Origin of the sequence: Methylobacterium sp. WL103, assembly GCF_008039885.1 — a bacterium.
In the GTDB taxonomy this organism is placed as follows: Bacteria; Pseudomonadota; Alphaproteobacteria; order Rhizobiales; family Beijerinckiaceae; genus Methylobacterium; species Methylobacterium cerastii.
In genome coordinates this window covers 1-24,988 of the sequence record NZ_VRUX01000018.1, presented here as the reverse complement: position 1 = coordinate 24,988, position 24,988 = coordinate 1, and the positions used below count along the sequence as shown (strand labels likewise).

Here is a 24,988-nt window from a genome sequence, read left to right as displayed (position 1 = left end):
CCCGCCCGGTGCGCCCCGCACCCGGACGGCCCATCGCGATCACCGCGTCGCGACCCCACCCTCGCGAACAAGGACGCGACCCGTGACCCTGTCTCCCCCTCCGAACTCGTTCCGCACCGGCCCCGACGAGCGCGGCCGGTTCGGCATCTTCGGCGGCCGCTTCGTCGCCGAGACGCTGATGCCGCTGATCCTCTCCCTGGAGGAGGCCTACGCCGCGGCGAAGGCCGACCCGACGTTCCAGGCCGAGATGGACGGCTACCTGAAGCACTATGTCGGCCGGCCGAGCCCGCTCTACTTCGCCGAGCGGCTGACCGAGCATTGCGGCGGCGCGAAGATCTACTTCAAGCGCGACGAGCTGAACCACACCGGCTCGCACAAGGTGAACAACGTGCTGGGGCAGATCCTGCTCGCCCGGCGGATGGGCAAGAAGCGGATCATCGCCGAGACCGGCGCCGGCCAGCACGGCGTCGCCACCGCGACCCTCTGCGCCCGGTTCGGCCTGACCTGCGTCGTCTACATGGGCGCCGTCGACGTGGCGCGCCAGGCGCCCAACGTCTTCCGGATGAAGATGCTCGGCGCCGAGGTGATCCCGGTCGAGTCCGGCACCAAGACCCTCAAGGACGCGATGAACGAGGCCCTGCGCGACTGGGTCACCAACGTCGCCGACACGTTCTACTGCATCGGCACGGTCGCCGGCCCGCATCCCTATCCGGCGATGGTGCGCGACTTCCAGTCGATCATCGGCCGCGAGACCAAGGAGCAGATGCTGGAGGCCGAGGGGCGGCTGCCCGACTCGCTCGTGGCCTGCATCGGCGGCGGCTCGAACGCGATGGGGCTGTTCCACCCGTTCCTCGACGACCGCGAGGTCGAGATCTTCGGCGTCGAGGCCGCCGGGCACGGCGTGTCCTCCGGCCTGCACGCGGCCTCGCTCTCGGGCGGCCGGCCGGGCGTGCTGCACGGCAACCGCACCTACCTGCTGATGGACGACGACGGGCAGATCGCGGACGCGCACTCGATCTCGGCCGGCCTCGACTATCCGGGCATCGGCCCCGAGCACGCGTGGCTGCACGAATCCGGCCGCGTCACCTACCTCTCGGCCACCGACCAGGAGGCGCTGGGCGCGTTCAAGCTGTGCTCGATGCAGGAAGGCATCATCCCGGCGCTGGAGCCGGCCCACGCGCTGGCCAAGGTGCTGGAGATGGCCCCGAACAAGCCCGCCGACCACCTCATGGTGATGAACCTGTGCGGCCGCGGCGACAAGGACATCCCGCAGGTGGCGGAGATCTTTGGGACGAAGCTCTGAGGCGGCCTCGTCTCGCGGACAGGGTTTCGCAAAACATCCCCTCCGTCGTTCCGGGGCCGCGCAGCGGAGCCCGGAATCTAGAAACGGCGAGTCAACAAGTCATAGAGTCGATGGGTAGTAGGTCGGTTCGAAATCCGACTTCGAACGGTTGAGGCTCGCGTTCCTGTTCCGGTCCGTCGCGCGATAACTAACGCTGGCGTATACTTGCCGCCGATCAGGAGATGGGTATGGCCGAGCAAGCATCAAGCTTTGTGCGCGACTGGATCGCTTCGAATATCCGGAATGATCCCGCTCGGTGGGACGCCCGGCTAGATGATTGGGCTGCTGATGAGGTTGAGAAATTGAGGGCTGCCGCAAAGACAGCGGGCCTCGATCTGAGCGATCCAGAGCTTGATGGCGATGTGCTGCACGACGAAATAGCCGCAGCTATTGAGAACATCTACGACCGCGACGCCGGTGGGATTAAGTATTAGCCATGCCCACGGGACCAAAGGCCAGACGCGCCCTACCGACACAAACGGCAACGCCGTAAAAGCAATGCGCATCGTTACTGCAGAAGAGCCGGAGAACTTCGGCCTGACCAAACCCAAGATGAATGAGGCTGCGGCCGAGATGGGTTGAGACAGCTGCTGCGCGATCGGCAGGTATGCCGGCAGAACGTTGGGCCGAGAGATCGCACGAAATGCGGTCACCAAACGATAGGCGAAGTCGCGAGGGTGTTGACTTTTTGATACGAATGTCGGCTTCTGTAGGAAATTGCACTCCACTACAGGCACCGACATGGCCGCGGACAACCCAGCCGAAATTTTTATCGACGAGGAATTTCCTTCGACGATACGCCCCCTCATCCCATCCGCTCTGCGCCGTGCGTATGCGACTGCCGACAGAACTATCGATCAGAACGTTTATCTATCGACTCCGGGTGGTCAGTATCAGCGCGGCGATCTTATTATGTTAGCCGTGTCGTTCGAACTTGAGCGATTGGTCAAAACCGGTGACCTACCCTTCGACGGTAGTTGGGAGAACTATGCTCGGCCTACGGGCAAACATTTCGTAATTAGAACAAATCGCACTCTGATTACAGCTAATCAAGTCGAAGATGCTAGCAAAAAACCACGCAAAGCTGTTTTCCGTGCAAATTTTGAGGAGTCCAATCAATCTCTATTGTTTGAAGACGATGAAGCAGAGCGCCGCAGAAAAATTGAGCAAGCAATCTTAGATGGTGAGCGGCGGTCATTGCACATACTTCATGGATATCAAGATCTCAATTTCGCACACATCGCTTACCCAAGCCCGGACAAAAATGGTCACATATTTCGGACCAATAATTTGATGCGATTGCCGCACGTGGCGATCGGCATGTTGACCCCACCCGAAGGTCCTACGGAGTCACCAGACCCTGAGATCATCGAGAGCATCGAACGGCATTTTCGTGACAATGACTAAGGTTTTATCTTTCCCGGATCGTAGTTCTGGCTTCTCTCCTGCTCGGCTAGTCGAAGCCCGGCTCGCCAAGCAGAAGTCGCGTGCCGAATTAGCGCGAGAGATAGATCTTAGTGGGCAAGCTATTGGTCACTATGAGACTGGCGAACGCCGTCCAGACATGTCTGTAATTATCCGTATCGCAAGCGCGCTAGAACAACCTGTTCCGTTTTTTCTAAAGCCAAGCCCTTCTATTGAGCGCCATCAAGGTACTCGCTATTTCCGTAGCGTGGGCGCTCGATCCAATAAGCTTAACTACGCTCTTGACGTCAGGGCTAAATGGCTCTGGGAACTGGTAAACCTCGTTGGATCCGAAATTCGTTTTCCGGCGCCCAATTTGCCCGATATTCTCCCTCCAGAGCACGGCATACATTACACTCTTGAAGAGTTGGAGAGTGCTGCAGAGCGCGTCCGGAGGCACTGGGGGCTAGGTGACGGTCCAATTGCAAATGTCGTAGCGCTGTTCGAGACTCATGGCGTAATAGTTACAAGACTCAGCTTAATATCAGACGATGTAGACGCCTTTTCATGCTGGATCGAAAAGCGTCCTTACATTTTGCTTGGCTCCGAAAAGCAGTCAAGTTGTCGATCAAGATTTGATGCAGCCCATGAGCTTGCTCATTTGCTACTTCATCGCGATATAGCACAAGAAGATTTAGAGGAAAAATCTGTCAGAGAACGCATAGAATTGGAGGCTCATGCTTTTGCTGCAGCGTTCCTATTTCCTCGCGTGGCGATGATGCGTGAGTTTTTTTCAACCCGTTTAAGTCATCTTAAAGGACTTAAATTACGGTGGCGAGTTTCGATGCAGGCAATCGCACACTGGGCAAAACGGCTCGGAATTATCGACGATTATCAGTATGTGTTGTTTAGAAAACAGATCAGCTCAAATAAGTGGAACAAAATTGAGCCGCTTGATAGAGAAATACCCATTGAAATGCCGCAATGGCTCCTCAAGTGCTGGCGCCTTTTTGCTGCAAGGCGCGCCTTACCCGCTCAAGGCGTAGAAGATACAATTGGCTTTTCGCTTGATCTGATTGCGAACTTATTTGGCGCACCTGGGGAAACTAGCCTGCTCACGAGATCGGTTGTCGCAACTGGATAGCGGCGCGTCATACTTGACGCAAAAAAAGTTCGGTTTCAAACTGAGACACTATCAGCCAACGGCAGCTCTGGATTCCGAGCTCGCCGTCGGCGCCGCGGAATGACAGGGTCGGGGCCGCTTACCCGGCATCGGACACCCTGCCCCTACACCACCACCGTGATCGCCTGCGCCGCCCGCGTCAGGCCGGTGTAGAGCCACCGTGCCCGGTGCTCGCGGAAGGCGAACGATTCGTCGAACAGCACCACCTTGTCCCACTGCGAGCCTTGCGCTTTGTGCACGGTGAGCGCGTAGCCGTAGGTGAACTCGTCGGTCTCGCGGCGCAGGAACGCCGGGATCTCCTCCTCGGACCCGGAGATCACGGCGCGTAAAACCTTGATGTCGACGGCGCGCTTGCGCGTGCCCCCGTCGTCCTCGGGCACCACGTCGAGGCGGATCGTGTCGGGGCGGGGCGGGGCGCGCAGGGCCTGCACGGTCCAGGTCGAGCCGTTGAGCAGGCCCTTGGTGCGGTCGTTGCGCAGGCAGACCAGCTTCTCGCCCACCGCCGGCATCGGGTCGACGTGGCCGGCGAGCTCCCGCAGCCGCCCGTTGTAGAGCCGGCGGGTCTTGTTCATGCCCACCAGCACCTGGTCGCAATCGAGCACCTGGGTCGGGTCGATCGACCGGCGCGAGACCACGCGGCTGGCGCCGTACGCGCCGAGCTCGAGTCGGCCGCCCTCGCGCACCGTCATCGCCATGCGGACGATCGGGTCGTCCTTGGCCTGGCGGTGGACCTCGGTGAGCATCACGTCGGGCTCGGCCTCGGTGAAGAAGCCGCCGCCGCGCACCGGCGGGAGCTGGGCCGGGTCGCCGAGCACCAGCACCGGCTTGTCGAACGACAGCAGGTCGTGGCCGAGGTCGGAGTCGACCATCGAGCACTCGTCGATGACGATGAGGTCGGCCTTGGCCGCCGGCCCGGCGCGGTTGAGGGAGAAGGCGGGGCCGCCCTCTTCCGTCTCCTTGGTGCGGTAGATCAGCGAGTGGATCGTCGCGGCGTCCGCGCAGCCCTTCTGCCGCATCACCGAGGCCGCCTTGCCGGTGAAGGCGCCGAACACGACGGAGCCCTCGACGTCGTCGGCGATGCGGCGGGCGAGCGTGGTCTTGCCGGTGCCGGCGTAGCCGAACAGCCGGAAGACCTGGGCGGCGCCCTTGTCCTTGCGCCAGGCCGCGATGGCCTTCAGCGCCGCGTCCTGCTGCGGGGCGAAGTGCTTGGGCGTGTGCGAGTGGTTGGGCAAGTGATCGGGCAAGTGATCGGGCAAGTGGTTGGATAGGTCCTCGTGCAAGGGCTTGTGCAAGGGCTTGTGCTTGTGCGCGTCCTCGGCGCGGTCGTCGCTCACGGCCAGCGCACGGTGGGCGGCAGCGAGGACAGGATCGAGGCGACGTTCCCGCCGGTCTTCAGGCCGAAGATCGTGCCGCGGTCGTGCAGCAGGTTGAACTCGACGTAGCGCCCGCGCCGCACCTGCTGCTCCAGCCGGTCCTCCTCGGTCCACGGCGTCGCGACGTTGCGCCGGACGATCTCGGGATAGGCCGCGAGGAAGGCGCCGCCGACGTCGCGGGTGTAGGCGAGGTCGGCCTGCGGGTCGCCGGTCCAGTGGTAGTCGTAGAAGATCCCGCCGACGCCGCGGGGCTCCTTGCGGTGCGGCAGGTAGAAGTACTCCTCGCACCACCGCTTGTACCTGTCGTAATCCGCAGCAGGAGCGTGGGCATCGCACGCCGCCTTGAGGCAGGAGTGGAAGTGCTGCGTGTCGGGGTCGTCCTGCGTGCGCCGGCGCTCCAGCACGGGGGTGAGGTCGGCGCCGCCGCCGAACCACGTCTTCGTGGTCACCACGAAGCGGGTGTTCATGTGCACCGTCGGCACGTTCGGGTTCCACGGATGCGCGATCAGCGAGATGCCGGTGGCGAAGAAGCGCGGGTCCTCGGCGGCCCCCGGCATCTGCGCGCGGAATTCCGGCGCGAACTCGCCGTGGACCGCCGAGACGTGGACGCCTGCCTTCTCGAACACCCGGCCGTGCAGCATCGCCATGGTGCCGCCGCCGCCCGGGAGGCCGGTGTGGTCGGTGCGCTCCCAGGGGGTCTTCTTGAAGGTCTGCGCAGCGTCCGGCGCGTCCGGGTGGAAGGGGCCGCTCGCGTCGGCCTCCAGCGTTTCGAGCGCGGCGACGATGCGGTCGCGCAGCGTCGTGAACCACGCGGTCGCCTCGGCCTTGAGCGCCGTGATGTCGGCCTCGGGCAGACGGGGGAGGGCGGGTGTGTCCGGCATCGTCATGGAGGCGGATGTCCCATTCCGCTCACCCGCCGTCAATTCACCGACGGCGAAACCGGGCCGCACCCCTCGCTTGACTTCGAGCACGCTCGAAGTCGTAGCCTCCAGAACATCGTGCCGAGGGCCAAAGGGTCCCAGGAGCACGGGGTGCATGCGGATCGGCGAACTCGCGCGACGCTCTCGGCTGACGGGCCACACCATCCGCTACTACGAGCGGATCGGGCTGCTGCCGTTCGTTGGCCGCGATGCCTCCGGGCATCGGGACTACGACGCGTCGATCCTGACCTGGATCGGCTTCCTCGACCGCCTCAAGACCACCGGCATGCCGATCCGGACGATGCTCGAATACGCGGCCCTGCGGCAGGCCAGACCGGCGACGGCCCCGGACCGCAGGCTGCTGCTCGAACGGCATCGCGTGCAGGTCCGCGCGCACGTCGCCGCGTTGCGGGAGGCCCTGACGGTCCTGGACACGAAGATCGCCGGCTATGCCGACACCACCGAAGGGATGAACGATGACGACGGACCAGCAGAACCCGACGACGGAAAGCCGCTACGCGCGCGGCGCCCGCGCGCTTGCTGAGATCGACGGGAAGGGCGGGGAGCACGTGGTGGCGGCGCTCGCCGACATCGCGCCGGACTTCGCCCGCTACCTGATCGAGTTCCCGTTCGGCGACATATACAGCCGCCCCGGCCTCGACCTGCGGTCGCGCGAGATCGCCACGATCGCGGCGCTGACCACGCTGGGCAACGCCGCCCCGCAACTGAAGGTGCACATCGCGGCGGGGCTGAACGTCGGCCTGTCTCGCGACGAGATCGTCGAGACCATCATGCAGATGGCGGTCTATGCCGGCTTCCCGGCCGCCCTCAACGGCCTGTTCGCCGCCAAGGAGGTCTTCGCGGCGCGCGCGACGGCCTGAAGCCGACCGCGCGCCGCGACCACCGGATGCGGTGGGGTTCGCGATCAGCCGATCTGCTGGCTCTGGGCGCCGCTGTCGGGGCGTGCCGGGCCGAGCACCGGCTCCTGGCCCATCGGCGCGTTCTGGACGACGTTGTAGACGCCCTTGCCGTCGAGCGACGGGCCGCTGGTCCAGCGCCCCTCGGGGGCCGGGGAGCCTTCGACGCCGGTGGCGAAGAAGCTGTAATTGTACTTCTGGTGCTCCTCGCTCTGCGGGAAGCTGTTCGGGATCGGCAGCGAGCCCTCGTAGCCCCCCAGCTCCTCGATCACCGCGAGCCATTGCTGCTGGTGCATCGTGTCGCGTGCGATGAGGAAGCTCCACATGTCCTTCATGCCGGGATCGTTGGTCGCGTTCGACAGCCGGACCGCGAGCACCCGCCCCGTCGTCTCGGCGGCGACGTTGCAGTACATGTCGGCAGCGAGGTTCCCGCTCGCGTAGACGTGGCTCATGTCGAAGGGCACGCCCTCGCAATTAGCCGGGAAGGCGGCCATGCCGGTCGAGAGTAGGTGCCGGTGCAGCATGCCCTCGACCACGTGGCGCGGGTTCTCTCCGCCCATGACGGCGCCGACCACCTTGTCGGCGACGCCCGCTTCCTGAAGCTTGGTCGGCGCGTTCTCGAGGTTCATCGCGACGGCGGTCGCCAGCATCTCGATATGGCCCATCTCCTCGGTCGCCGTGTTGAGGAGCATGTCCCGATACTTCGTCGTCGGCCCGCGGGAGCCCCACGCCTGGAAGAAGTACTGCATGCAGACGCGGATCTCGCCCTCGATGCCGCCGATGGCCTGCTGCAGCATGCGCGCGTAGACCGGGTCCGGGCTCTCGACCTTGACAGGATACTGGAGCCGCTTGTCGACATAGAACATATGTTATTTCCTTCGTGGAAAGTTGAGTGAACGACAAGCAAAGATGATCCCGCGCCTCTCGACGCGAAGTTCGCTCGTCTTACCCCCTGAAACCTTGGTTTTCTGAATCGGTTCACGCCGTCACGGCAGAAATATCCTCCGCCGCCCCGCGTCTCTCGCCTGCTTCACCTGCCTGCGCGGGCCGCAGGAGACCGTTCGCCCTCTGGAGGTGCGGCGGGCATCGCGTGCGGTTCAGGGCGTGAGACCAGCCCTTAGGACGACCCCTTGCGCGGTCCCTTGCCCGGCTCCTTGCCGGATCGCCTCGCCGCAGATCATCGCCGCGGCCACGGCGACGTTGAGCGAGCGCATGCCCTCTCGGATCGGCACCACCACCCGCGCGTCGGCCGCCGCGTGGACCGCCCCGGGGACGCCGGCCGATTCGCGCCCCATCAGGACGCAGTCGCCGTCGCGGAAGGCGAAGTCCGTGTAGGGCAAGGCGCCCGCGGTGGTGGCGAGCACCAGGCGGATGCCCTCCTGCACGCGCCACGCCGAGAACGCCGCCCAGGAGCGGTGCCGGGTGATCGCGACGTGGTCGAGGTAGTCCAGCCCCGAGCGGCGCAGGTGCCGGTCGGACACGTCGAAGCCCGCCGGCTCGATGATCTCGACGGCGAGCCCGAGGCAGGCCGCCATGCGCAGCAGCGTGCCGGTGTTCTGTGGGATGTCGGGCTGGTAGAGCGCGAGGCGGAGCATGGCCAAAGGGGATATCCGCTCCGGCCCCGCCGACCAATCCGCCTCGGCGAGGCTGGCCGACCGGCGCCCGCGCATGGCAGCCCCGACGCGCTGCGGCATCGCCTCCCGCTTGGCCGGGACCGCGGCGCGCTTACATGAGGATCACGCCTCCCCGACGCAAAGCACCCGCAAAACCATGTTCCTCGACTGGCTCGAGCGCCGCATCGACCCGTTCGCGCCCTTCGACGCGGAGCGGATGCCGCCCAGCACCGTGCTGGGCTTCGCCGCGTTCTACCTGCGGCCGATGCGGGCCGCCCTCGCCGCCCTGTTCGTCATCGCTGTGGTGGCGGGCACGGTCGAGGCCTCGCTCTACCTGCTGATGCGCTGGTTCATCGACCTGATGAACGGCGCCGACCGCACGACCCTGCTGCAGGAGCACGGGCTCGGGCTGGCGCTCGCCGCCCTGTTCCTCGTGGTCGTGCGCCCGATCACGATCTGGCTGCACGAGGTCGCCTCGAACCAGCTCATCGTGCCGCAGACCACCAACCAGGTCCGCTGGCGCACCCACCTTTATACCCTCGGCCACTCGCTCTCGTACTTCCAGGGCGACTTCGCCGGCCGCCTTGCCAACCGCATCGTGCAGGTCGGCCCGGCGGTGCGCGAGATCGCGGTCGTGTTCATCGACACCTTGCTCTACGTGGCGATCTACGCGATCACCGCGGTCGGGCTGTTCTCGTCGATCTCGGTGTGGCTGGCCCTACCGGTCGTCGTCTGGATCGCGGCCTACGCCGCGCTGACGGCGTGGTTCGTGCCCCGCGCCCGAGAACGGTCGCACCGCACCGCCGAGACCCGCTCGGCGCTGGTCGGCCGCGTGGTCGACAGCTACACCAACATCCTCACCGTCAAGCTCTTCGCCCGCGACCGCGAGGAGCGCGCCGCCGTGCGCGAGGCGATCGACAGCAACACTCGGACCTACCTGCACCAGTTCCGGCTGGTGACGCTGACGACGACCCTGCTCGGCATCCTCAACAGCGCCCTGCTGCTGGCCACCGGCAGCCTGTGCCTCGTGCTGTGGCAGCGCGGCGGCATGACGACGGGGGAGGCCGCCGCCGGCCTCGCCCTGGTGCTGCGCCTGCTCGCGATGTCGGGCTGGGTCATGCAAACCGTGCGCGGCGTGTTCGAGAACGTCGGCGTGATCCAGGAGAGCATGCAGACGATCAGCCGTCCGCACGGGCTCGTCGATGCGCCCGACGCCGCCGTGCTGAAGGTCGCGGGCGGCGACATCCGCTTCGAGAACGTCGGCTTCCATTACGGGCGTGGCGACGCCAACGTGATCGAGAACCTGTCGCTCCACATCCGGGCCGGCGAGAAGGTCGGCCTCGTCGGCGTCAGCGGCGCGGGCAAGACCACGATCACCTCGCTCTTGCTGCGCCTGCACGACGTCGAGAGCGGCCGCATCACCGTCGACGGCCAGGACATCGCGCGCGTCACGCAGGATTCGCTGCGCGGCGCCATCGCCATGGTCAGCCAGGACACCTCGTTGCTGCACCGCTCGATCCGCGACAACATCGCCTACGGCCGCCCCGACGCGACCATGGACGCGGTCGCCCGCGCCGCCGAGCTGGCGCATGCCGACGCCTTCATCCACGACCTCGTCGATCACAAGGGCCGGCGCGGCTACGACGCCCAGGTCGGCGAGCGTGGGGTGAAGCTCTCGGGCGGCCAGCGCCAGCGCATCGCCATCGCCCGGGTGATCCTCAAGGACGCTCCCGTGCTGATCCTCGACGAGGCGACGTCGGCGCTGGATTCCGAGGTCGAGGCGGCGATCCAGGAGAGCCTCGACACCCTGATGCAGGGCAAGACCGTGCTCGCCATCGCCCACCGGCTCTCGACCATCGCGGCGCTCGACCGCCTCGTGGTCATCGACGAGGGCCGCATCGTGGAGGAAGGGACGCATGCCGAGCTGATCGGCCAGGGCGGTCTCTACGCCCGCCTGTGGGAGCGGCAATCGGGCGGCTTCCTGCCCGACCGGGCGCCCAAACCCGAGGCCCGTCAGATTTCCGACGCGTTGCCGGGGTAGGTCTCGTCGATCACGCGCGCTTCCCTCCCCCGCGGCGGGGGAGGGTGGGCCTCGCGTGAGCGAGGGTCGGGAGAGGGGAACCAACCTCTCCGGATACGGTGCTCCCCTCTCCCGACCCGCTTCGCGGGCCACCCTCCCCCGCAGAGGGGGGAGGGAAGGTCGGCTCTGAGCAACGTCCAAATCGAGAGACCAAGACATGCCGGCATTCGGCCTCGCGGCGTCCGCCGTTGAGGGACGGCCCCCGTTTCGCCGGCCCTGGATCACGGAGCTGCGCGCGACGCTCGCGCTCGCCGCCCCCCTCGTCTTTACCAATCTCGCCCAACACGGGCTGATCACCGCCGACACGGTGATGCTCGGGCGACTCGGAGCCTCCGAGCTCGCCGCGGCGACGCTCGCCACCAGCCTGTACTTCATCCTGTTCATCTGCGGCATCGGCCTGACCTCGGCGGTGGCGCCTCTGATCGCGGAGGCGCTCGGGCGCGACCGCACCGATTCGGACGCCGTGCGCCGCATCGTGCGCGCCGGCTTCTGGGCCGCGACCCTCGTCGCGATCCCGCTGATGCTCGGCCTGTGGCACACGCAGGCGTTGCTCGAAGCGATCGGCGAGCCGCCGGCGCTGGCCGAGGCCGCCGGCCGCTACATGCGGGCGCTGCAATGGGCGATGTGGCCGGCTCTGCTGTTCATGGTCATGCGCGGCGCCTTCGCGGCGCTGGAACGCCCGAACTGGCCGCTGGCCGCCAGCCTGTTGGCGTTACCGGTCAACGTCGGCCTCGGGATCTGGCTCGCCTTCGAGGGGCCCGGGCGCCTCGGCATGGGCTTGGTCGGGGTCGGCATCGCCACCACCTGCGCGGCGTCCTTCACGCTCCTCGTGCTCGTCGCGGTGATCCTACGCGACCGCGGCCTGCGACAGTACCGGCTGCTCCATCGGGTCTGGCGCTTCGATGCGGCGCGGCTCTCCGCCCTGTTCCGCCTCGGCCTGCCGATGGCGGGAACAGGCCTGGCCGAGGCCGGGCTGTTCGAGGCGGCGGTGCTCGGCATGGGCCTGTTCGGCGCGGCGCAGCTCGCCGCGCACGCGGTGGCGATCCAGATCGCGGCGCTCTGCTTCATGGTCCCGAACGGGGTCGCGCAGGGCGCCACCGTGCGCATCGGCCTGCGGCACGGTGCGCACGACCGCGCCGGAGTGCGGCTCGCCGGCCGCGTCGCGCTGGGACTCGGCTTCGGCTTCATGCTGGTCTGCGCCAGCCTCCAACTCGGCGCGCCGCGCCTGCTGATCGGGCTGTTCCTCGACGTCGACGCACCCGCCAACGCGTCGGTGATGCCCTACGCGGTGGGCTTCCTCGGCTTCGCGGCCATGTTCGCCGTAGCCGACGGGGTGCAGTCGGTCGCCCTCGGCATGCTGCGCGGCCTGCAGGACACGAAGGTGCCGATGTGGATCGCCGTCGGCGGCTACTGGGGCGTCGGCGTGCCTGCCGGCGCGGCGCTGGCCTGGGGCGCGGGGCTGCAGGGCTACGGGATCTGGCTCGGCTTCTGCGCCGGCCTGTTCGTGGTGGCGGTTCTGCTCACCGCGCGCTGGCGCCGGCTGACCGCCCTACCGCCGGCGCGGTAGGACGACACGATAGGAAGGCCGATCCGTGTCGCGAGGAACGCCGCTCCGTGTCGCCCTACCGCGCAGCTTGGCTTGACTTCGGGCGACGTGCGGTCGCATTGCACAGATTAGAACGATGATGCTCTGGTCCACCCTGCGCGGGCGGCCCGACGCGTCGGGCGTGCCCGGAATTCCATCCGCTCGGGAGCGCTCCACCGACCCGCCCGACGCCACGACACCGGGCGACGGCACACTGGGAGATTGACGACCTTGGCGAACACCTCCGCCGCCGCGTCCACCGGCACAGCCGCCCCGGACGGAACCCGCCGCGACTTCATGTTCCTAGCCACGGGCGCAGGCCTCGCGGTCGGCGTCGGCGCCGTCGCATGGCCCTTCGTCGCCTCGATGGCACCGGACGCCGCGACCATCGCCGCCGGCGCGCCGATCGACGTGGACCTGACCCCGATCACCGACGGCCAGATCGTCAACGTGTTCTGGCGCGGCAAGCTGATCTTCGTCCGCAAGCTCACCGAGAAAGAGGTGACGGACATGAAGGCGATTCCAGAGGGCCAGCTTTCCGATCCGGCCCCCTTCGGCGCGCGGGTCAAGAAGGGCCACGACCAGTGGCTCGTGGTCTACGGCAACTGCACCCACCTCGGCTGCGTGCCGATCGGCCACCAGGGCAACTTCGAGGGCTGGGCCTGCCCCTGCCACGGCTCGCAGTTCGACGCCGTCGGCCGTGTCCGCCGCGGCCCCGCCCCGATCAACCTTCCGATCCCGCCCTACTCCTTCCAGACCGACGCGAAGATCCGCATCGGCGAGGAAGCCAAGGCCGCGGCCTGAGACACGAGGGACATCCCATGAGCGCTCACGCCAACGCCTACGTCCCCAAGAGCCGCGTCGCGAAGTGGTTCGAGGCGCGCCTGCCCATCGTCGGGCTGGTGCATTCCTCGTTCGTCGCCTTCCCGGTGCCGCGCAACCTGAACTACTTCTGGACCTTCGGCGCCATCCTGATGGCGTTCCTCGGCATCCAGATCGTCACCGGCGTCTGGCTCGCCATGCATTACGAGCCCTCGGCGACCCAGGCGTTCAACTCCGTCGAGCACATCATGCGCGATGTGAACTACGGCTGGCTGCTGCGCTACGCACACGCCAACGGCGCTTCGATGTTCTTCGTCGCCGTCTACGTGCACATCTTCCGGGCGCTGTATTACGGGTCGTACAAGGCCCCGCGCGAGGTGCTCTACATCCTCGGCGTGATCATCTATCTCCTGATGATGGCCACCGCCTTCCTCGGCTACACCCTGCCGTGGGGCCAGATGAGCTTCTGGGGCGCCACCGTCATCACCAACATCCTCGCCGCGATCCCCGTGGTCGGCGACACCATCCAGAGCCTGCTCTGGGGCGGCTATTCGGTCGGCAACCCGACGATCAACCGCTTCTTCTCGCTGCACTACCTGCTGCCATGGATGATCGTCGGCGTCGTGGTGCTCCACGTCTGGGCGCTGCACGTCACCGGCCAGAACAACCCGACCGGCATCCCGATCAAGTCCTCGAAGGACGCGGTGCCCTTCACCCCCTACGCCACGATCAAGGACGTGTTCGCCGTGGTGGTGTTCATGATCCTGTTCGCGTGGTTCATCTTCTACCAGCCGAACTACCTCGGCCACGCCGACAACTACGTCCCGGCCAACCCCGCCGTGACCCCGGCCCACATCGTGCCCGAATGGTACTTCCTGCCGTTCTACGCGATCCTGCGCGCGGTGCCCTCGAAGCTCGGCGGCGTCATCCTGATGTTCTCGGCGGTGCTGATCCTGGCGCTCGCGCCCTGGCTCGACACGTCGCGGGTGCGCTCGTGCAACTACCGCCCGATCTATCGCCAGTTCTTCTGGCTGTTCCTCGCGGTCACGGTCATCCTCGGCTGGCTCGGCGCCAAGCCGCCGGAGGGCGGCTACGTCATCGCCTCGCAGATCTGCACCTTCTACTACTTCGCCCACTTCCTTCTCGTCATGCCGATCGTCGGCCTGATCGAGACCCCGAAGGCGCTGCCCGGATCGATCCTGGAGAGCGTCACCGGGCCGGGCAAGCAGGTGAGCGGGTCGGGGATGCCGGCGGGCGCCGCCGCGGCGCCGACCACCAAGGGCTGAGGGCAGGACCGGAACCGACGATGAAACTCTCGAGCCTTCTCGCCGCCTCCCTGCTGGCGCTTTCCCTCGGCGCCCCGCTGGGCTCCTCGGCGGCCTCCGCCGAGGACGCCCACGGCGGCAACCAGCCGCCCCGCCTGAAGTGGAGCTACGCCGGCGTGTTCGGCCGGTTCGACCAGGCCCAGCTCCAGCGCGGCTTCCAGGTCTACAAGGAGGTCTGCTCCGCCTGCCACTCGATGAAGCTCGTGGACTTCCGCAACCTCGCGGAGGAGGGCGGCCCCGACTTCTCGGAGAGCCAGGTCAAGGCGCTGGCCGCGACCTACCAGGTCAAGGACGGCCCCAACGACGCGGGCGAGATGTTCGAGCGGCCCGGCCGCCCGGCCGACAAGTTCCCGCCGCCCTTCCCGAACGACCAGGCGGCCGCCGCGGCCAACGGCGGCAAGGCGCCGCCGGACTTCTCGGTGCTCGCCAAGGCCCGCACCTTCGAGCGCGGCTTCCCGTGGTTCATCACCGATGCGCTCCCCTTCGTGGGCTATTCCGAGCAGGGCGTGGACTACATCCACGCGGTGCTGAACGGCTACGAGGAGCCCCCGAAGGGCACCGAGGTGCCGGACGGGGTGCACTACAACAAGTACTATCCCGGCCACCTGATCGCGATGCCGAACCCGATCAGCGACGGGCAGGTCACCTACGCCAAGAACGAGGCCGGCCAGCCGGTCGTGCCGGAGACGGTCGACCAGTACACCCGGGACGTCGCGGCCTTCATGGCCTGGGCCGCGGAGCCGCACATGATGGCGCGCAAGGCGCTCGGCCTGCGGGTGATCCTGTTCCTGATCCTGCTCTCGGGCCTGCTCTACTACGTCAAGAAGCGCGTCTGGGCCGACGTCGGCGGCGAGGTCCACGGCCTCCAGCCCGAGCTGCACAAGGCGGGCTGATCGCGCGATCGATCCACGGACGACCGAACGGGTCCCTCGCGGGGCCCGTTCGCGTTTTTGCGCCGCACGCGGATCGTGATAGCGGGTCGCGGAGATCTCGACCTCGCCGAGACCTGCGCGGGTCCCTTCTCCCAGGGGGAGAAGGACAGGATGAGGGGCGTGAGCTTTCCGGAGAGATCACGGCCCTCACCCCAACCCTCTCTCCCTGGCAGAGAGAGCTCCGTCGCGGATCCCGTACCCCACCAGTCTCAACGGACGAACGACATGACGGCAGCGGTGCTCGGTGTGATGGGCGGGTCCGGGGTCTACGACCTGCCGGGGCTCGAGGACGTGCGCGAGGAGCGGGTCGCCTCGCCCTGGGGCGAGCCGTCCGACGCCCTGCGGATCGGGCACGTCGGCGACACCAAAGTGGTGTTCCTGGCCCGGCACGGGCGCGGGCACCGGCTCTCGCCCACCGGCATCGACTACCGCGCCAACATCGACGCGATGAAGCGGGCCGGCGTCACCGACCTCGTCTCGCTGTCGGCCTGCGGCTCGTTCCGCAACGAGCTGCATCCGGGCCTGTTCGTGCTCGTCGATCAGTTCGTGGACCGGACGGTGGGGCGTCCGTCTTCGTTCTTCGGCAACGGCTGCGTCGCCCACGTCTCGCTCGCCCACCCGGTCGGCCCGAACCTGCAGAAGCGGATCGCGAACGCGGCCGAGGCCGAGGGGATCGCGGTGCACCGCGGCGGCACCTACGTCTGCATGGAGGGGCCGCAATTCTCCTCGCTCGCCGAATCGAAGAGCTACAAGGCGCAAGGGTTCGACGTGATCGGCATGACCAACATGCCCGAGGCCAAGCTCGCCCGCGAGGCCGAGATCACCTACGCCACCATCGCGATGGTCACCGATTTCGACTGCTGGCATCCGGGCCACGACGCGGTCGACGTGGCCGCCGTCGTCGCAGTGGCGCGGGCCAACGCCGACAAGGCCGCCCGCCTCGTGGCGCGGCTCGCCCGCGACCTGCCCGCGACCCGCGAGGATTGCCCAGCGGGCTCGCACCGGGCGCTCGACGGCGCGATCATGACGGCGCCGTCCCACCGCGACCCGGAGCTGCTGGCCAAGCTCGACGCGGTGGCGGGGCGCGTGCTCAACGGTTGAGCAGCCCCTTTCCCCGGCGACGGCTTCCGCACTAGAAGGCACCAAAGCCGGCCGCGTCGGCCCGGCCAACGAAAAATCACGAAGCCCATGCGCAGCGCCAGCATCAGCCGGAAGACGGCGGAGACCGACGTCTCGGTCTCGATCGACCTCGACGGCACCGGCAAGATCGGGATCGCCACCGGCGTCGGCTTCCTCGACCACATGCTGGAGCTCTTCGCCCGGCACGGGCTGTTCGACGTCGAGGCCCGGGTGACCGGCGACCTGCACGTCGACCAGCACCACACGGTGGAGGATTGCGGCATCGCGCTGGGCCAGGCCTTCGCGAAAGCGCTCGGCGACAAGCGCGGGATCGCGCGCTACGCCGACATCCACATGCCGATGGACGAGACCCTGAGCCGCGTCGCGATCGACATCTCGGGCCGGCCGTTCCTGGTGTTCCGCACCGCGTTCCGCGTCGAGAAGATCGGCGCCTTCGACACCGAACTGGTGCGCGAGTGGTTCCAGGCCTTCGCCATGAACGCCGGCATCACGCTCCACGTCGAGACGCTCTACGGCGACAACGCCCACCACATCGCCGAGAGCTGCTTCAAGGGGCTGGCCCGCGCCTTGCGGAAGGCGGTCGCGGTCGATCCTCGGGAGGAGGGGCGGGTGCCCTCGACCAAAGGTTCGCTTTAGGTCGGGGTTCGCTCTGGGCCGGGGTTCGCTCTAGGGTTACCGGCGCGTTCGCGAAGGTTGCGCCAGTTCGAAGGCGTGACGGGGGAGGAAGAGGGTCGCCATGAGGATGCGCAGCTACACGCTCCATCTGCCGCACGAGGCCCGCCCCGGCGAGGCGCACGACCTGGACCGGGCGCAGCTGGTGCCGGACGGGTTCTCAGGCACGGCCTTCGCCTTCTCGGTCCTGTGGTTCCTGTATCACCGCCTCTGGCTCGCCGCCCTGCTCGTCCTCGCCGGGCTCGGCGCCACGGCCCTCGTCGGCTACGGCCTCGGCCTGTCGCCGGCGGCCGGCACCGTCATCACGCTGCTGGTCCTGGTCCTGATCGGGCTCGAGGCGTCCTCGCTCCGGCGCTGGACGCTTGCCCGCAACGGCCGGCCGGCGCGCGACGCGGTGGTGGCCTTCAATGCCGACGAGGCCGAGGCCAAGGCGATGACGCGCTGGCTCGACCCCGCCCGCACGCCGAGTGTGCGAACCTCGACCGAGTTCGCCGGCGCCCGCGCGGTCGAGCCGGTGATCGGCCTGTTCCCGGCGCAGGGCGGCCGGTGAGCGTCTTCAAGGGACAGAGACCGTGAGCGCCGAGACCGTCGCGATCATCGATTACGGGTCGGGCAACCTGCACTCGGCGGCCAAGGCCTTCGAGCGGGCCGCCCGCGAAGCCGGCCTGCCTGAGACCCGCATCGTCGTCACCGGCGATCCGGATGCGGTCGCGCGCGCCGACCGGATCGTGCTCCCCGGCGTCGGCGCCTACGCCGACTGCCGCCGCGGGCTCGACGCCGTCCCCGGCCTCGTGGAGGCGATGGGCGAGGCGGCGATCGGATCGGGGCGCCCGTTCCTCGGCATCTGCGTCGGCATGCAGCTCATGGCCACCCGCGGCCTCGAATACGAGACCACGGACGGCCTCGGCTGGATCTCGGGCGACGTCGGGCCGATCCGGCCGTCGGATCCCGCCTTGAAGATCCCGCACATGGGCTGGAACACCCTGGCGCCGGCACGCGACCATCCCCTGCTCGACGGCATCCGCACCGGGCCGGACGGGCTGCACGCCTACTTCGTGCACAGCTTCGCCCTCAAGGCCGATCGCCCGGACGAGGTCGTCGCCGAGGCGGAATACGGCGGTCCCGTCACCGCGATGGTGGCGCGCGACAACCTCGCCGGCACGCAATTCCACCCGGAGAAGAGCCAGAATCTCGGGCTGGCCCTGCTCGCGAACTTTCTGCGCTGGCGTCCGTAGATGCCGCGTCCTCCATCGACCGCCCAGAAGAAACGAGCGTCCGCGTGATCCTGTATCCGGCCATCGATCTCAAGGAAGGACATTGCGTCCGGCTCGTGCAGGGCGACATGGCGCAGGCCGTGGTGTTCAACGACGACCCGGCCGCGCAGGCCCGGGCGTTCGCCGACCAGGGCTTCTCCTGGCTGCACGTGGTCGACCTCGACGGCGCCTTCGCCGGCGCGCCGATGAACGCGGCCGCGGTCGACGCGATCCTGGCCGAGATCGACATCCCGGTGCAGCTCGGCGGCGGCATCCGCGAGATGCGGACGCTGGAGGGCTGGCTCGAGAAGGGCGTCGCCCGGGTGATCATCGGCACGGCAGCCGTGCGCGACCCGGCCTTCGTCCACGAGGCGGCGCGGCGCCATCCGGGCAAGATCGCGGTGGGCATCGACGCCAAGGACGGGCGCGTCGCGGTGGCGGGCTGGGCCGAGACCTCCAGCATGACGGCGGAAGACCTCGGCCGCCGTTTCGAGGATGCCGGCGTCTCGGCGATCATCTACACCGACATCGCCCGCGACGGCATCCTGAAGGGCCTCAACATCGAGATGACGGTGGCGCTCGCCGAAGCCGTGAGCATCCCGGTGATCGCCTCGGGCGGCCTCGCCTCGATCGAGGACGTGCACCGCCTGCTCGAGCCCGATTGCGCGATGCTGGCCGGCGCCATCACCGGCCGCGCCCTCTACGACGGCCGCATCGACCCGCGGGCGGCGCTGTTCGCGATCAAGGCCGCGCGCGGCAACGCCGCCTCGTGATAGTCTCGCCCGGTCAAGGATTTGCCGGGAGGCTGCGATGACGGCTTTGGCGAAGGCGGCGCGACCGGCGGAGGCCGGAACGGCCTACGCGGACGATTTCTACACCTGGACGCAGGAGCAGAGCGCGCGCCTCCGGGCCGGCGACCTGACCGCCCTCGATCTGCAGAACCTCGCCGAGGAGATCGAGAGCTTGGGCAAGAGCGAGTTCAACAGCCTCGTCAGCGCGTGGCGCGTCCTCCTCCTGCACATGCTGAAGTTCGATCATCAGCCGGCGCGCCGAACGCGGTCCTGGACGCTGTCGATCAAGGAGCAGTGCAAGGAGGCATCCTTCGTGCTGAAGGACAACCCCGGCCTCAAGAGCCGGTTGGACGAGGCGCTCGAACGCGCCTACGACACGGCCCGGTTGAAGGCGGCGCGGGAGACCCGGCTGCCCCTCGCGACCTTCCCCGAGACCTGCCCCTACACCCGCGACGAGATGCTGACGCGTCCCTTCGCGATCGACCCCGACGACACGACCGCCTGAAGGGCCGCCCCCGTGCTCAAGACCCGCATCATCCCCTGCCTCGACGTCAAGGACGGCCGCGTCGTCAAGGGCGTGAAGTTCCTCGAGCTGCGCGACGCGGGCGATCCGGTGGAGGCGGCCAAGGCCTACGACGCGGCCGGCGCCGACGAGCTCTGCTTCCTCGACATCACCGCGAGCCACGAGGCGCGCGGCACCCTGCTCGACGTGGTGAGCCGCACGGCGGAGGCCTGCTTCATGCCGCTCACCGTCGGCGGCGGCGTGCGGGCGGTGACGGACGTGCGCGCGCTGCTGCTCGCCGGCGCCGACAAGGTCGCGATCAACACGGCGGCCGTGAACGACCCCGACCTCGTGGCGCGGGCCGCGGAGAAGTTCGGCGCGCAATGCGTCGTGGTGGCGATCGACGCCAAGCGCACCTCGGCGCCGGGCGAGCCGGACGCGTGGCAGATCTTCACCCATGGCGGCCGCACCCCCACCGGCCTCGACGCGATCGCCTTCGCCCGCACGGTGGCGGCCAAGGGGGCGGGCGAGCTGCTCGTCACCTCGATGGACCGGGACGGGACGCGCTCGGGCTACGACCTCGCGCTGATCCGCGCCATCGCCGACGCGGTGACCGTGCCGGTGATCGCCTCTGGCGGCGTCGGCGGGCTCGACGACCTCGTGGCCGGCGTCGCCGAGGGCCATGCCAGCGCGGTGCTGGCGGCCTCGATCTTCCATTTCGGGCAGCACAGCGTCGCCGAGGCCAAGGTGCACATGGCGGCGGCCGGCCTCGCCATGCGGCTGGACGCCTGAACCCGGTCCCATGCGGTGAACCCATTCCCATAGCAGGGCCTGGGCATGGCACGATCCGGAACCATTTTTCCGACAATTCCGGCCGGCCGTCGCGGAAATGCGGGTGGCGACGCGCTCCTGCGCCGGCTCCCCGCTTGCCCGGCGCCCGCCGTTGACGCAGGTTCCGGCGACGGCATCGTCGCCTTCGAACCCTGCCGCACGGGTCTTGTATGTCCGCCTACACCCTCGACGACCTCGCACGCCTCGTGGCGAGCCGCGCCGGCACCGCGCCCGACCAGTCCTACACGGCCAAGCTGCTCGCCGGCGGCCCGGCCAAGGCCGCCAAGAAGCTCGGCGAGGAGGCGGTGGAGGCCGCCATCGCCGCGGTGCAGGGGGACAAGGCCGGCCTGACCAACGAGGCGGCGGACGTGCTCTACCACCTCGTCGTGCTGCTGCGCGCCGGGGGCGTCGAGCTGTCGGCGGTGATGGCGGAGCTGGAACGCCGCACCGCGCAGAGCGGCATCGCCGAGAAGGCGTCGAGGCCGCCGGCATGAAGGCGGCCGCGCTCGCCCCCGGCCAGAATCCGGTGACGGGGCAGAACCCGGTCACGGGCGACGGGCCCGAGCGGATCTCGCCCTATCGCCTGTTCAGCCGCGAATCCTGGGCGCAGCTGCGCGCCGACACGCCGCTCACCCTGACGCAGGAGGACGTGGAGCGCCTGCAATCGCTGAACGACCCGATCTCGCTGGAGGAGGTGGTCGCGATCTACCTGCCGCTGTCGCGGCTGCTCTCGCTCTACGTTGCGGCGAGCCAGGGGCTGTTCAAGGCGACCCAGCGCTTCCTGATGGCCGAGCGCGAGACCAAGGCGCCCTACATCATCGGGCTCGCCGGCTCCGTGGCGGTGGGCAAGTCGACCACGGCCCGCGTGCTCACCGCGCTGCTCGCGCGCTGGCCGAACACCCCGAAGGTCGACCTCGTCACCACCGACGGGTTCCTGCTGCCGAACGCCGAGCTCGCCGCGCAGGGCATCATGGACCGGAAGGGCTTCCCGGAAAGCTACGACACCGCCGCCCTGCTGCAGTTCCTGCACGACGTGAAATCGGGCCGGAAGCGCGTGACCGCGCCGCTCTACTCCCACCTCGTCTACGACCGGGTGGCCGGCGAGGAGCGGGTGGTGGAGAGCCCCGACATCCTGATCGTCGAGGGCCTGAACGTGTTGCAGCCGGCGCGCCTGCCGCGCGACGGCACCGCGATCCCGTTCGTCTCCGACTTCTTCGACTTCTCGATCTACCTCGACGGGCACGAGGACGACCTGCACCGGTGGTACGTGATGCGCTTCATGCGCCTGCGCCAGACCGCGTTCCGCGACCCCCGCTCGTACTTCCGCAAATACGCCGAGGTGCCGGAGGCGGAAGCGCTCGCCATCGCCGACCGGCTGTGGTCGACGATCAACTTGCCGAACCTGCGCGACAACATCCTGCCGACCCGCCAGCGCGCCAGCCTGATCCTGGCCAAGGGAGCGAGCCACCGCATCGAGAGCGTGGCGCTGCGGCGGTTGTAGGCCCCTTCAGGCGAACGGAAACGCGGCTTCCGCGACGTACGGCCCGCCGCCGGTCGAGTCGCGCGCGGAGTACAGCACCACCTCCGTCGCGGAGAAGCGCTGGGGCGTGAAGATCGGCGCCTGCGACAAGGCCATCGCCACCGCCTCGGGCGTGGCCTCGCGGCGCAGGCGCGCCAGCGTCACGTGCGGCACGAACTTGCGCCGCTCCGGCTCGGCGCCGGCCCTTCGGATCAGGCGCTCCTGCTCGGCCTGGAGGTCCATCAGGTCGGGGTTGGCCGCGACGCTGGCCAGCAGCGCGCGCGGCTTGTCGCCGCCGAACACCGAGAGGCCGTCCAGCACCACCGCGATCGCCGGGCGCGCCCGCATCTCGGAGAGCGCCTCCACCGCGTCCTCGGCCAGGGCGACCGGCACGTCGCCGAGGAAGCGCAGGGTGACGTGGTAATCCGCCGGCTCGATCCAGCGGGCGCCGGGCAGGCCGCCGCGGAACGGTGCCAACCCGGCGGCGATCTCCGGCGGGAGGGCGAGCGCCGTGAATAGGCGCGGCATCTCAGGGCGCCTTGGCTGGGAGGCGCCCGAGGAAGGCCTCGACCGAGGGCAGGATGCCGGCCACGATCACGTCGACGCCCTTGGCGTTCGGGTGGAGCCCGTCGTCGAGGGTGTAGGCCCGGTCGCCGACCATGCCGGCCATGAAGAACGGGTACAGCACGAGGTCGTATTTCTGGGCCAGGTCGGGGTAGATCGCGTCGAAGCGCGCGACGTAGTCGGGTCCGAGGTTGGTCGAGGCGCGCATGCCGGCGAGCAGCACCGGGATGCCGCGATCCTTCAGCCGCGCGACGATCGCCTCCAGCGCCTTCCGCGTCACGGCCGGGTCGGTGCCGCGCAGCATGTCGTTGGCGCCGAGTTCCAGGATCACGCCGTCGGTGCCGTCGGGGACCGACCAGTCGACCCGGTCGAGGCCGTTGGTGGCGGTCTCGCCCGAGACGCCGGCGTTGGCGACCGTCACCGTCCGACCTTTCGCCGCGAGCGCCCGCTCCAGCACCGCCGGGAAGGCGGAACTCGCCGGCAGGCGGTAGCCAGCGGTGAGGCTGTCGCCCAACGCCACCAGACGGATCGGCTTCGGCCCGGGCGGCGGGTCGGCTTTCGCCGGCGCGACGCCGGCCATCGACAGGACCAGCCCCGCTGCGGCAAACAGGGCCATCAGGATCGTCCTGCGCCGGCCGTCATGGCGTAGTTCCGTCGCGGTCGCCATATCGGCTCCACGAGCCTCGGTCGGCACGGGTCGTGCCGAAGCGCACCGAACGTTCGTCCGCCAACCGTGATCTCCGTCCCGCATGTTCGCCATCCCGCACAGATCGGCTCAGCCGTGACCGACGACAAGCCCTCTTCCAGCAAGCCCTCGCCGGAAATGCCCGCGTCCGGAACGCCGGCCATCGCCCTTTCCGGCATCGACCTCAGCCTCGGCCGGGGCGCCGCCCGCGTCCACGTGCTGCGCGGGATCTCCCTCGACGTCGCCCGCGGCGAGGCGGTCGGCCTCGTCGGGCCGTCGGGCTCGGGCAAGTCGACCCTGCTGATGGTGATGGCGGGGCTGGAGCGGCCCGATTCCGGCGCGATCCGAATCGAGGACACCGACCTCGGGCGCCTCGACGAGGACGCGCTCGCGCGCTTCCGCGGCCGGCGCATCGGCATCGTGTTCCAGGCCTTCCACCTCGTCCCGACGATGACGGCGTTGGAGAACGTCGCCCTGCCGCTGGAGCTGGCCGACAAGCCCGAGGCACAGGCCCGCGCCAAGCGGGAGCTCGAGGCCGTCGGCCTCGGCCACCGGCTGCACCACTACCCGGCCCAGCTCTCGGGCGGCGAGCAGCAGCGCGTCGCCATCGCCCGCGCCGTCGCCCCCGACCCGGCGATCCTGGTGGCCGACGAGCCCACCGGCAACCTCGACGAGGCGACCGGGCGCCAGATCGTCGAGTTGCTGTTCGCGCTCAAGCGCGACCGCGGCGCGACGCTCGTCCTCGTCACCCACGATCCGGGGCTCGCCCGCCTCTGCGACCGCACCGTGCGCCTGCGCTCGGGACGGATCGAGGAGCCGGTGGCGGCCTGATGCACGGCACCCTTTCCCGACAGGACCGGACGCCCCCCTCGCGCCTTCCCCTCACCCTACGGCTCGCGCTCCGCGAGCTCCGCGGGGGCTTGGGCGGGTTTGCGGTGTTCCTCGCCTGCATCGCGCTCGGCGTCGCGGCGATCGCAGGCGTCGCCTCGATCTCGCGCTCGCTGTCGGACGGCCTCGGGCGGGAGGGCAAGCGCATCCTCGGCGGCGACCTGAGCTACAGCCTGATCAACCGCGAGGCGACGGAACCCGAGCGGGCGGCCCTCGACGCGCAGGGGCGGGTGGACGTGGTCGCCTCGCTCCGCGCCATGGCGGTGGCGGGGGAGGGCGCGGCGCTCGTCGAGTTGAAGGCGGTCGATTCCGGCTACCCGTCGGCTGGGGAGCTCGTCACCGAGCCGCAGGCGCCGCTCGCCGGCCTGCTCGCCGAGCGGGACGGGATCGACGGAGCGCTCGCCGACCCCGCCCTCCTGACCCGCCTCGACCTCAAGGTCGGCGACAGGCTCACCCTCGCGGGCCGGCCCTTCGCCATCCGCGCGACCATCGTCTCCGAGCCGGACAAGATCGCCGGGGGGATCGGCTTCGGGCCGCGGCTCATCATGTCGCAAGACGCGTTGCGGCGGACCGGCCTCGTCCAGCCGGGCAGCCTCAACCGCTGGAGCTACCGGCTGATCCTGCCGGGCGCCGACGACGCGGGCCTC

The 24,988-nt window shown here is 68.6% G+C and carries 28 protein-coding genes; 22 read left to right on the top strand and 6 right to left on the bottom strand.

Annotated elements, in window-relative coordinates; translation table 11 throughout:
• Positions 1-82: 82 nt before the first annotated feature.
• The 4 genes from trpB to FV222_RS02750 all read left to right on the top strand — a co-directional run bounded on the left by trpB (position 83) and on the right by FV222_RS02750 (position 3,890).
• The gene (gene trpB / locus FV222_RS02765) at positions 83-1,303 is read left to right on the top strand and encodes a tryptophan synthase subunit beta (RefSeq protein WP_147750547.1); all 1,221 of its coding nucleotides are present in this window, start codon (positions 83-85) and stop codon (positions 1,301-1,303) included.
• 227 nt (positions 1,304-1,530) lie between these two features.
• Entirely contained in the window at positions 1,531-1,776 is a 246-nt protein-coding gene (locus FV222_RS02760) for a hypothetical protein (RefSeq protein WP_147750548.1), read from the top strand.
• Positions 1,777-2,083: 307 nt separating this feature from the next.
• A complete protein-coding gene (locus FV222_RS02755; RefSeq protein ID WP_147812914.1) occupies positions 2,084-2,749 on the top strand; it encodes a hypothetical protein in 666 nt (221 codons plus the stop codon).
• Positions 2,742-3,890 (top strand): XRE family transcriptional regulator, encoded by a 1,149-nt coding sequence (locus FV222_RS02750; RefSeq protein WP_238273187.1) that lies wholly within the window; start codon positions 2,742-2,744, stop codon positions 3,888-3,890. Before FV222_RS02755 ends, FV222_RS02750 begins: the two co-directional genes overlap by 8 nt.
• A 143-nt stretch (positions 3,891-4,033) precedes the next feature.
• On the opposite strand, the gene FV222_RS02745 is transcribed toward FV222_RS02750, so the two are convergent.
• Both FV222_RS02745 and hemF read right to left on the bottom strand, forming a co-directional pair.
• The gene (locus FV222_RS02745) at positions 4,034-5,161 is read right to left on the bottom strand and encodes an ATP-dependent RecD-like DNA helicase (RefSeq protein ID WP_147750578.1); all 1,128 of its coding nucleotides are present in this window, start codon (positions 5,159-5,161) and stop codon (positions 4,034-4,036) included.
• A gap of 98 nt (positions 5,162-5,259) precedes the next feature.
• Positions 5,260-6,189: an oxygen-dependent coproporphyrinogen oxidase gene (gene hemF / locus FV222_RS02740; RefSeq protein WP_147750551.1), complete on the bottom strand. Its 930-nt coding sequence runs from the start codon at positions 6,187-6,189 to the stop codon at positions 5,260-5,262.
• Between the two features lie 148 nt (positions 6,190-6,337).
• Between hemF and FV222_RS02735 the strand changes: the two genes are divergently transcribed.
• Together FV222_RS02735 and FV222_RS02730 are read left to right on the top strand one after the other, a co-directional pair.
• Complete coding sequence (locus tag FV222_RS02735; protein ID WP_147812912.1) at positions 6,338-6,766, top strand: MerR family transcriptional regulator; 429 nt, start codon at positions 6,338-6,340, stop codon at positions 6,764-6,766.
• On the top strand, positions 6,699-7,103 hold the full coding sequence (locus FV222_RS02730) for a carboxymuconolactone decarboxylase family protein (RefSeq protein WP_147750553.1): 405 nt from the start codon (positions 6,699-6,701) through the stop codon (positions 7,101-7,103). The genes FV222_RS02735 and FV222_RS02730 overlap by 68 nt, the downstream gene beginning before the upstream one ends.
• A gap of 44 nt (positions 7,104-7,147) precedes the next feature.
• Here the strand turns inward: FV222_RS02730 and FV222_RS02725 are convergent, their stop codons facing one another.
• Both FV222_RS02725 and FV222_RS02720 read right to left on the bottom strand, forming a co-directional pair.
• Positions 7,148-8,005, bottom strand: coding sequence for a manganese catalase family protein (locus FV222_RS02725; RefSeq protein ID WP_147750554.1), 858 nt, complete (start codon positions 8,003-8,005; stop codon positions 7,148-7,150).
• Positions 8,006-8,236: 231 nt separating this feature from the next.
• Complete coding sequence (locus FV222_RS02720; protein WP_147750579.1) at positions 8,237-8,734, bottom strand: tRNA (cytidine(34)-2'-O)-methyltransferase; 498 nt, start codon at positions 8,732-8,734, stop codon at positions 8,237-8,239.
• 175 nt (positions 8,735-8,909) lie between these two features.
• On the opposite strand from FV222_RS02720, the gene FV222_RS02715 reads away from it, so the two are divergent.
• From FV222_RS02715 to coaA, 14 genes are all read left to right on the top strand, one after another.
• Positions 8,910-10,793: an ABC transporter ATP-binding protein gene (locus tag FV222_RS02715; protein WP_147761898.1), complete on the top strand. Its 1,884-nt coding sequence runs from the start codon at positions 8,910-8,912 to the stop codon at positions 10,791-10,793.
• Positions 10,794-10,989: 196 nt separating this feature from the next.
• Positions 10,990-12,399 (top strand): MATE family efflux transporter, encoded by a 1,410-nt coding sequence (locus FV222_RS02710; RefSeq protein ID WP_147750555.1) that lies wholly within the window; start codon positions 10,990-10,992, stop codon positions 12,397-12,399.
• Between the two features lie 249 nt (positions 12,400-12,648).
• Complete coding sequence (petA, locus tag FV222_RS02705) at positions 12,649-13,221, top strand: ubiquinol-cytochrome c reductase iron-sulfur subunit (protein ID WP_147750556.1); 573 nt, start codon at positions 12,649-12,651, stop codon at positions 13,219-13,221.
• Positions 13,222-13,238: 17 nt separating this feature from the next.
• Complete coding sequence (locus FV222_RS02700) at positions 13,239-14,525, top strand: cytochrome b N-terminal domain-containing protein (RefSeq protein WP_147750557.1); 1,287 nt, start codon at positions 13,239-13,241, stop codon at positions 14,523-14,525.
• A 20-nt stretch (positions 14,526-14,545) separates the two neighbouring features.
• Positions 14,546-15,457 (top strand): cytochrome c1, encoded by a 912-nt coding sequence (locus FV222_RS02695; RefSeq protein ID WP_147750558.1) that lies wholly within the window; start codon positions 14,546-14,548, stop codon positions 15,455-15,457.
• A gap of 264 nt (positions 15,458-15,721) precedes the next feature.
• Positions 15,722-16,597 carry an S-methyl-5'-thioadenosine phosphorylase gene (locus FV222_RS02690; RefSeq protein WP_147750559.1) on the top strand — a complete coding sequence of 292 codons (876 nt, stop codon included), beginning with the start codon at positions 15,722-15,724 and terminating at the stop codon, positions 16,595-16,597.
• Positions 16,598-16,684: 87 nt separating this feature from the next.
• Positions 16,685-17,272: an imidazoleglycerol-phosphate dehydratase HisB gene (gene hisB / locus FV222_RS02685; protein ID WP_147750560.1), complete on the top strand. Its 588-nt coding sequence runs from the start codon at positions 16,685-16,687 to the stop codon at positions 17,270-17,272.
• 106 nt (positions 17,273-17,378) lie between these two features.
• A complete protein-coding gene (locus tag FV222_RS02680) occupies positions 17,379-17,858 on the top strand; it encodes a DUF2628 domain-containing protein (protein ID WP_147750581.1) in 480 nt (159 codons plus the stop codon).
• A 22-nt stretch (positions 17,859-17,880) separates the two neighbouring features.
• On the top strand, positions 17,881-18,543 hold the full coding sequence (gene hisH, locus FV222_RS02675; RefSeq protein ID WP_147750561.1) for an imidazole glycerol phosphate synthase subunit HisH: 663 nt from the start codon (positions 17,881-17,883) through the stop codon (positions 18,541-18,543).
• A gap of 44 nt (positions 18,544-18,587) precedes the next feature.
• Entirely contained in the window at positions 18,588-19,334 is a 747-nt protein-coding gene (gene hisA / locus FV222_RS02670; RefSeq protein WP_147750562.1) for a 1-(5-phosphoribosyl)-5-[(5-phosphoribosylamino)methylideneamino]imidazole-4-carboxamide isomerase, read from the top strand.
• Positions 19,335-19,371: 37 nt separating this feature from the next.
• Positions 19,372-19,857, top strand: coding sequence for a DUF29 domain-containing protein (locus tag FV222_RS02665; RefSeq protein WP_147750563.1), 486 nt, complete (start codon positions 19,372-19,374; stop codon positions 19,855-19,857).
• A 12-nt stretch (positions 19,858-19,869) separates the two neighbouring features.
• Complete coding sequence (gene hisF / locus FV222_RS02660) at positions 19,870-20,646, top strand: imidazole glycerol phosphate synthase subunit HisF (RefSeq protein ID WP_147750564.1); 777 nt, start codon at positions 19,870-19,872, stop codon at positions 20,644-20,646.
• A 209-nt stretch (positions 20,647-20,855) separates the two neighbouring features.
• Positions 20,856-21,179 carry a phosphoribosyl-ATP diphosphatase gene (locus tag FV222_RS02655; RefSeq protein ID WP_147750565.1) on the top strand — a complete coding sequence of 108 codons (324 nt, stop codon included), beginning with the start codon at positions 20,856-20,858 and terminating at the stop codon, positions 21,177-21,179.
• Positions 21,176-22,186: a type I pantothenate kinase gene (coaA, locus tag FV222_RS02650; protein ID WP_147750566.1), complete on the top strand. Its 1,011-nt coding sequence runs from the start codon at positions 21,176-21,178 to the stop codon at positions 22,184-22,186. Before FV222_RS02655 ends, coaA begins: the two co-directional genes overlap by 4 nt.
• Before the next feature lie 6 nt (positions 22,187-22,192).
• Here the strand turns inward: coaA and thpR are convergent, their stop codons facing one another.
• Positions 22,193-22,732 (bottom strand): RNA 2',3'-cyclic phosphodiesterase, encoded by a 540-nt coding sequence (thpR, locus tag FV222_RS02645; RefSeq protein WP_147812911.1) that lies wholly within the window; start codon positions 22,730-22,732, stop codon positions 22,193-22,195.
• 1 nt (position 22,733) lies between these two features.
• Complete coding sequence (locus FV222_RS02640; RefSeq protein WP_147750568.1) at positions 22,734-23,384, bottom strand: arylesterase; 651 nt, start codon at positions 23,382-23,384, stop codon at positions 22,734-22,736.
• A 207-nt stretch (positions 23,385-23,591) separates the two neighbouring features.
• Here FV222_RS02640 and FV222_RS02635 point away from each other — a divergent pair, with 207 nt between their 5' ends.
• Positions 23,592-24,284: an ABC transporter ATP-binding protein gene (locus FV222_RS02635; protein WP_147750582.1), complete on the top strand. Its 693-nt coding sequence runs from the start codon at positions 23,592-23,594 to the stop codon at positions 24,282-24,284.
• Positions 24,284-24,988, top strand: a 705-nt coding sequence (locus tag FV222_RS02630; protein WP_246685293.1) for an ABC transporter permease, incomplete at its 3' end; no start/stop codon positions are given. The genes FV222_RS02635 and FV222_RS02630, both read left to right, overlap by 1 nt.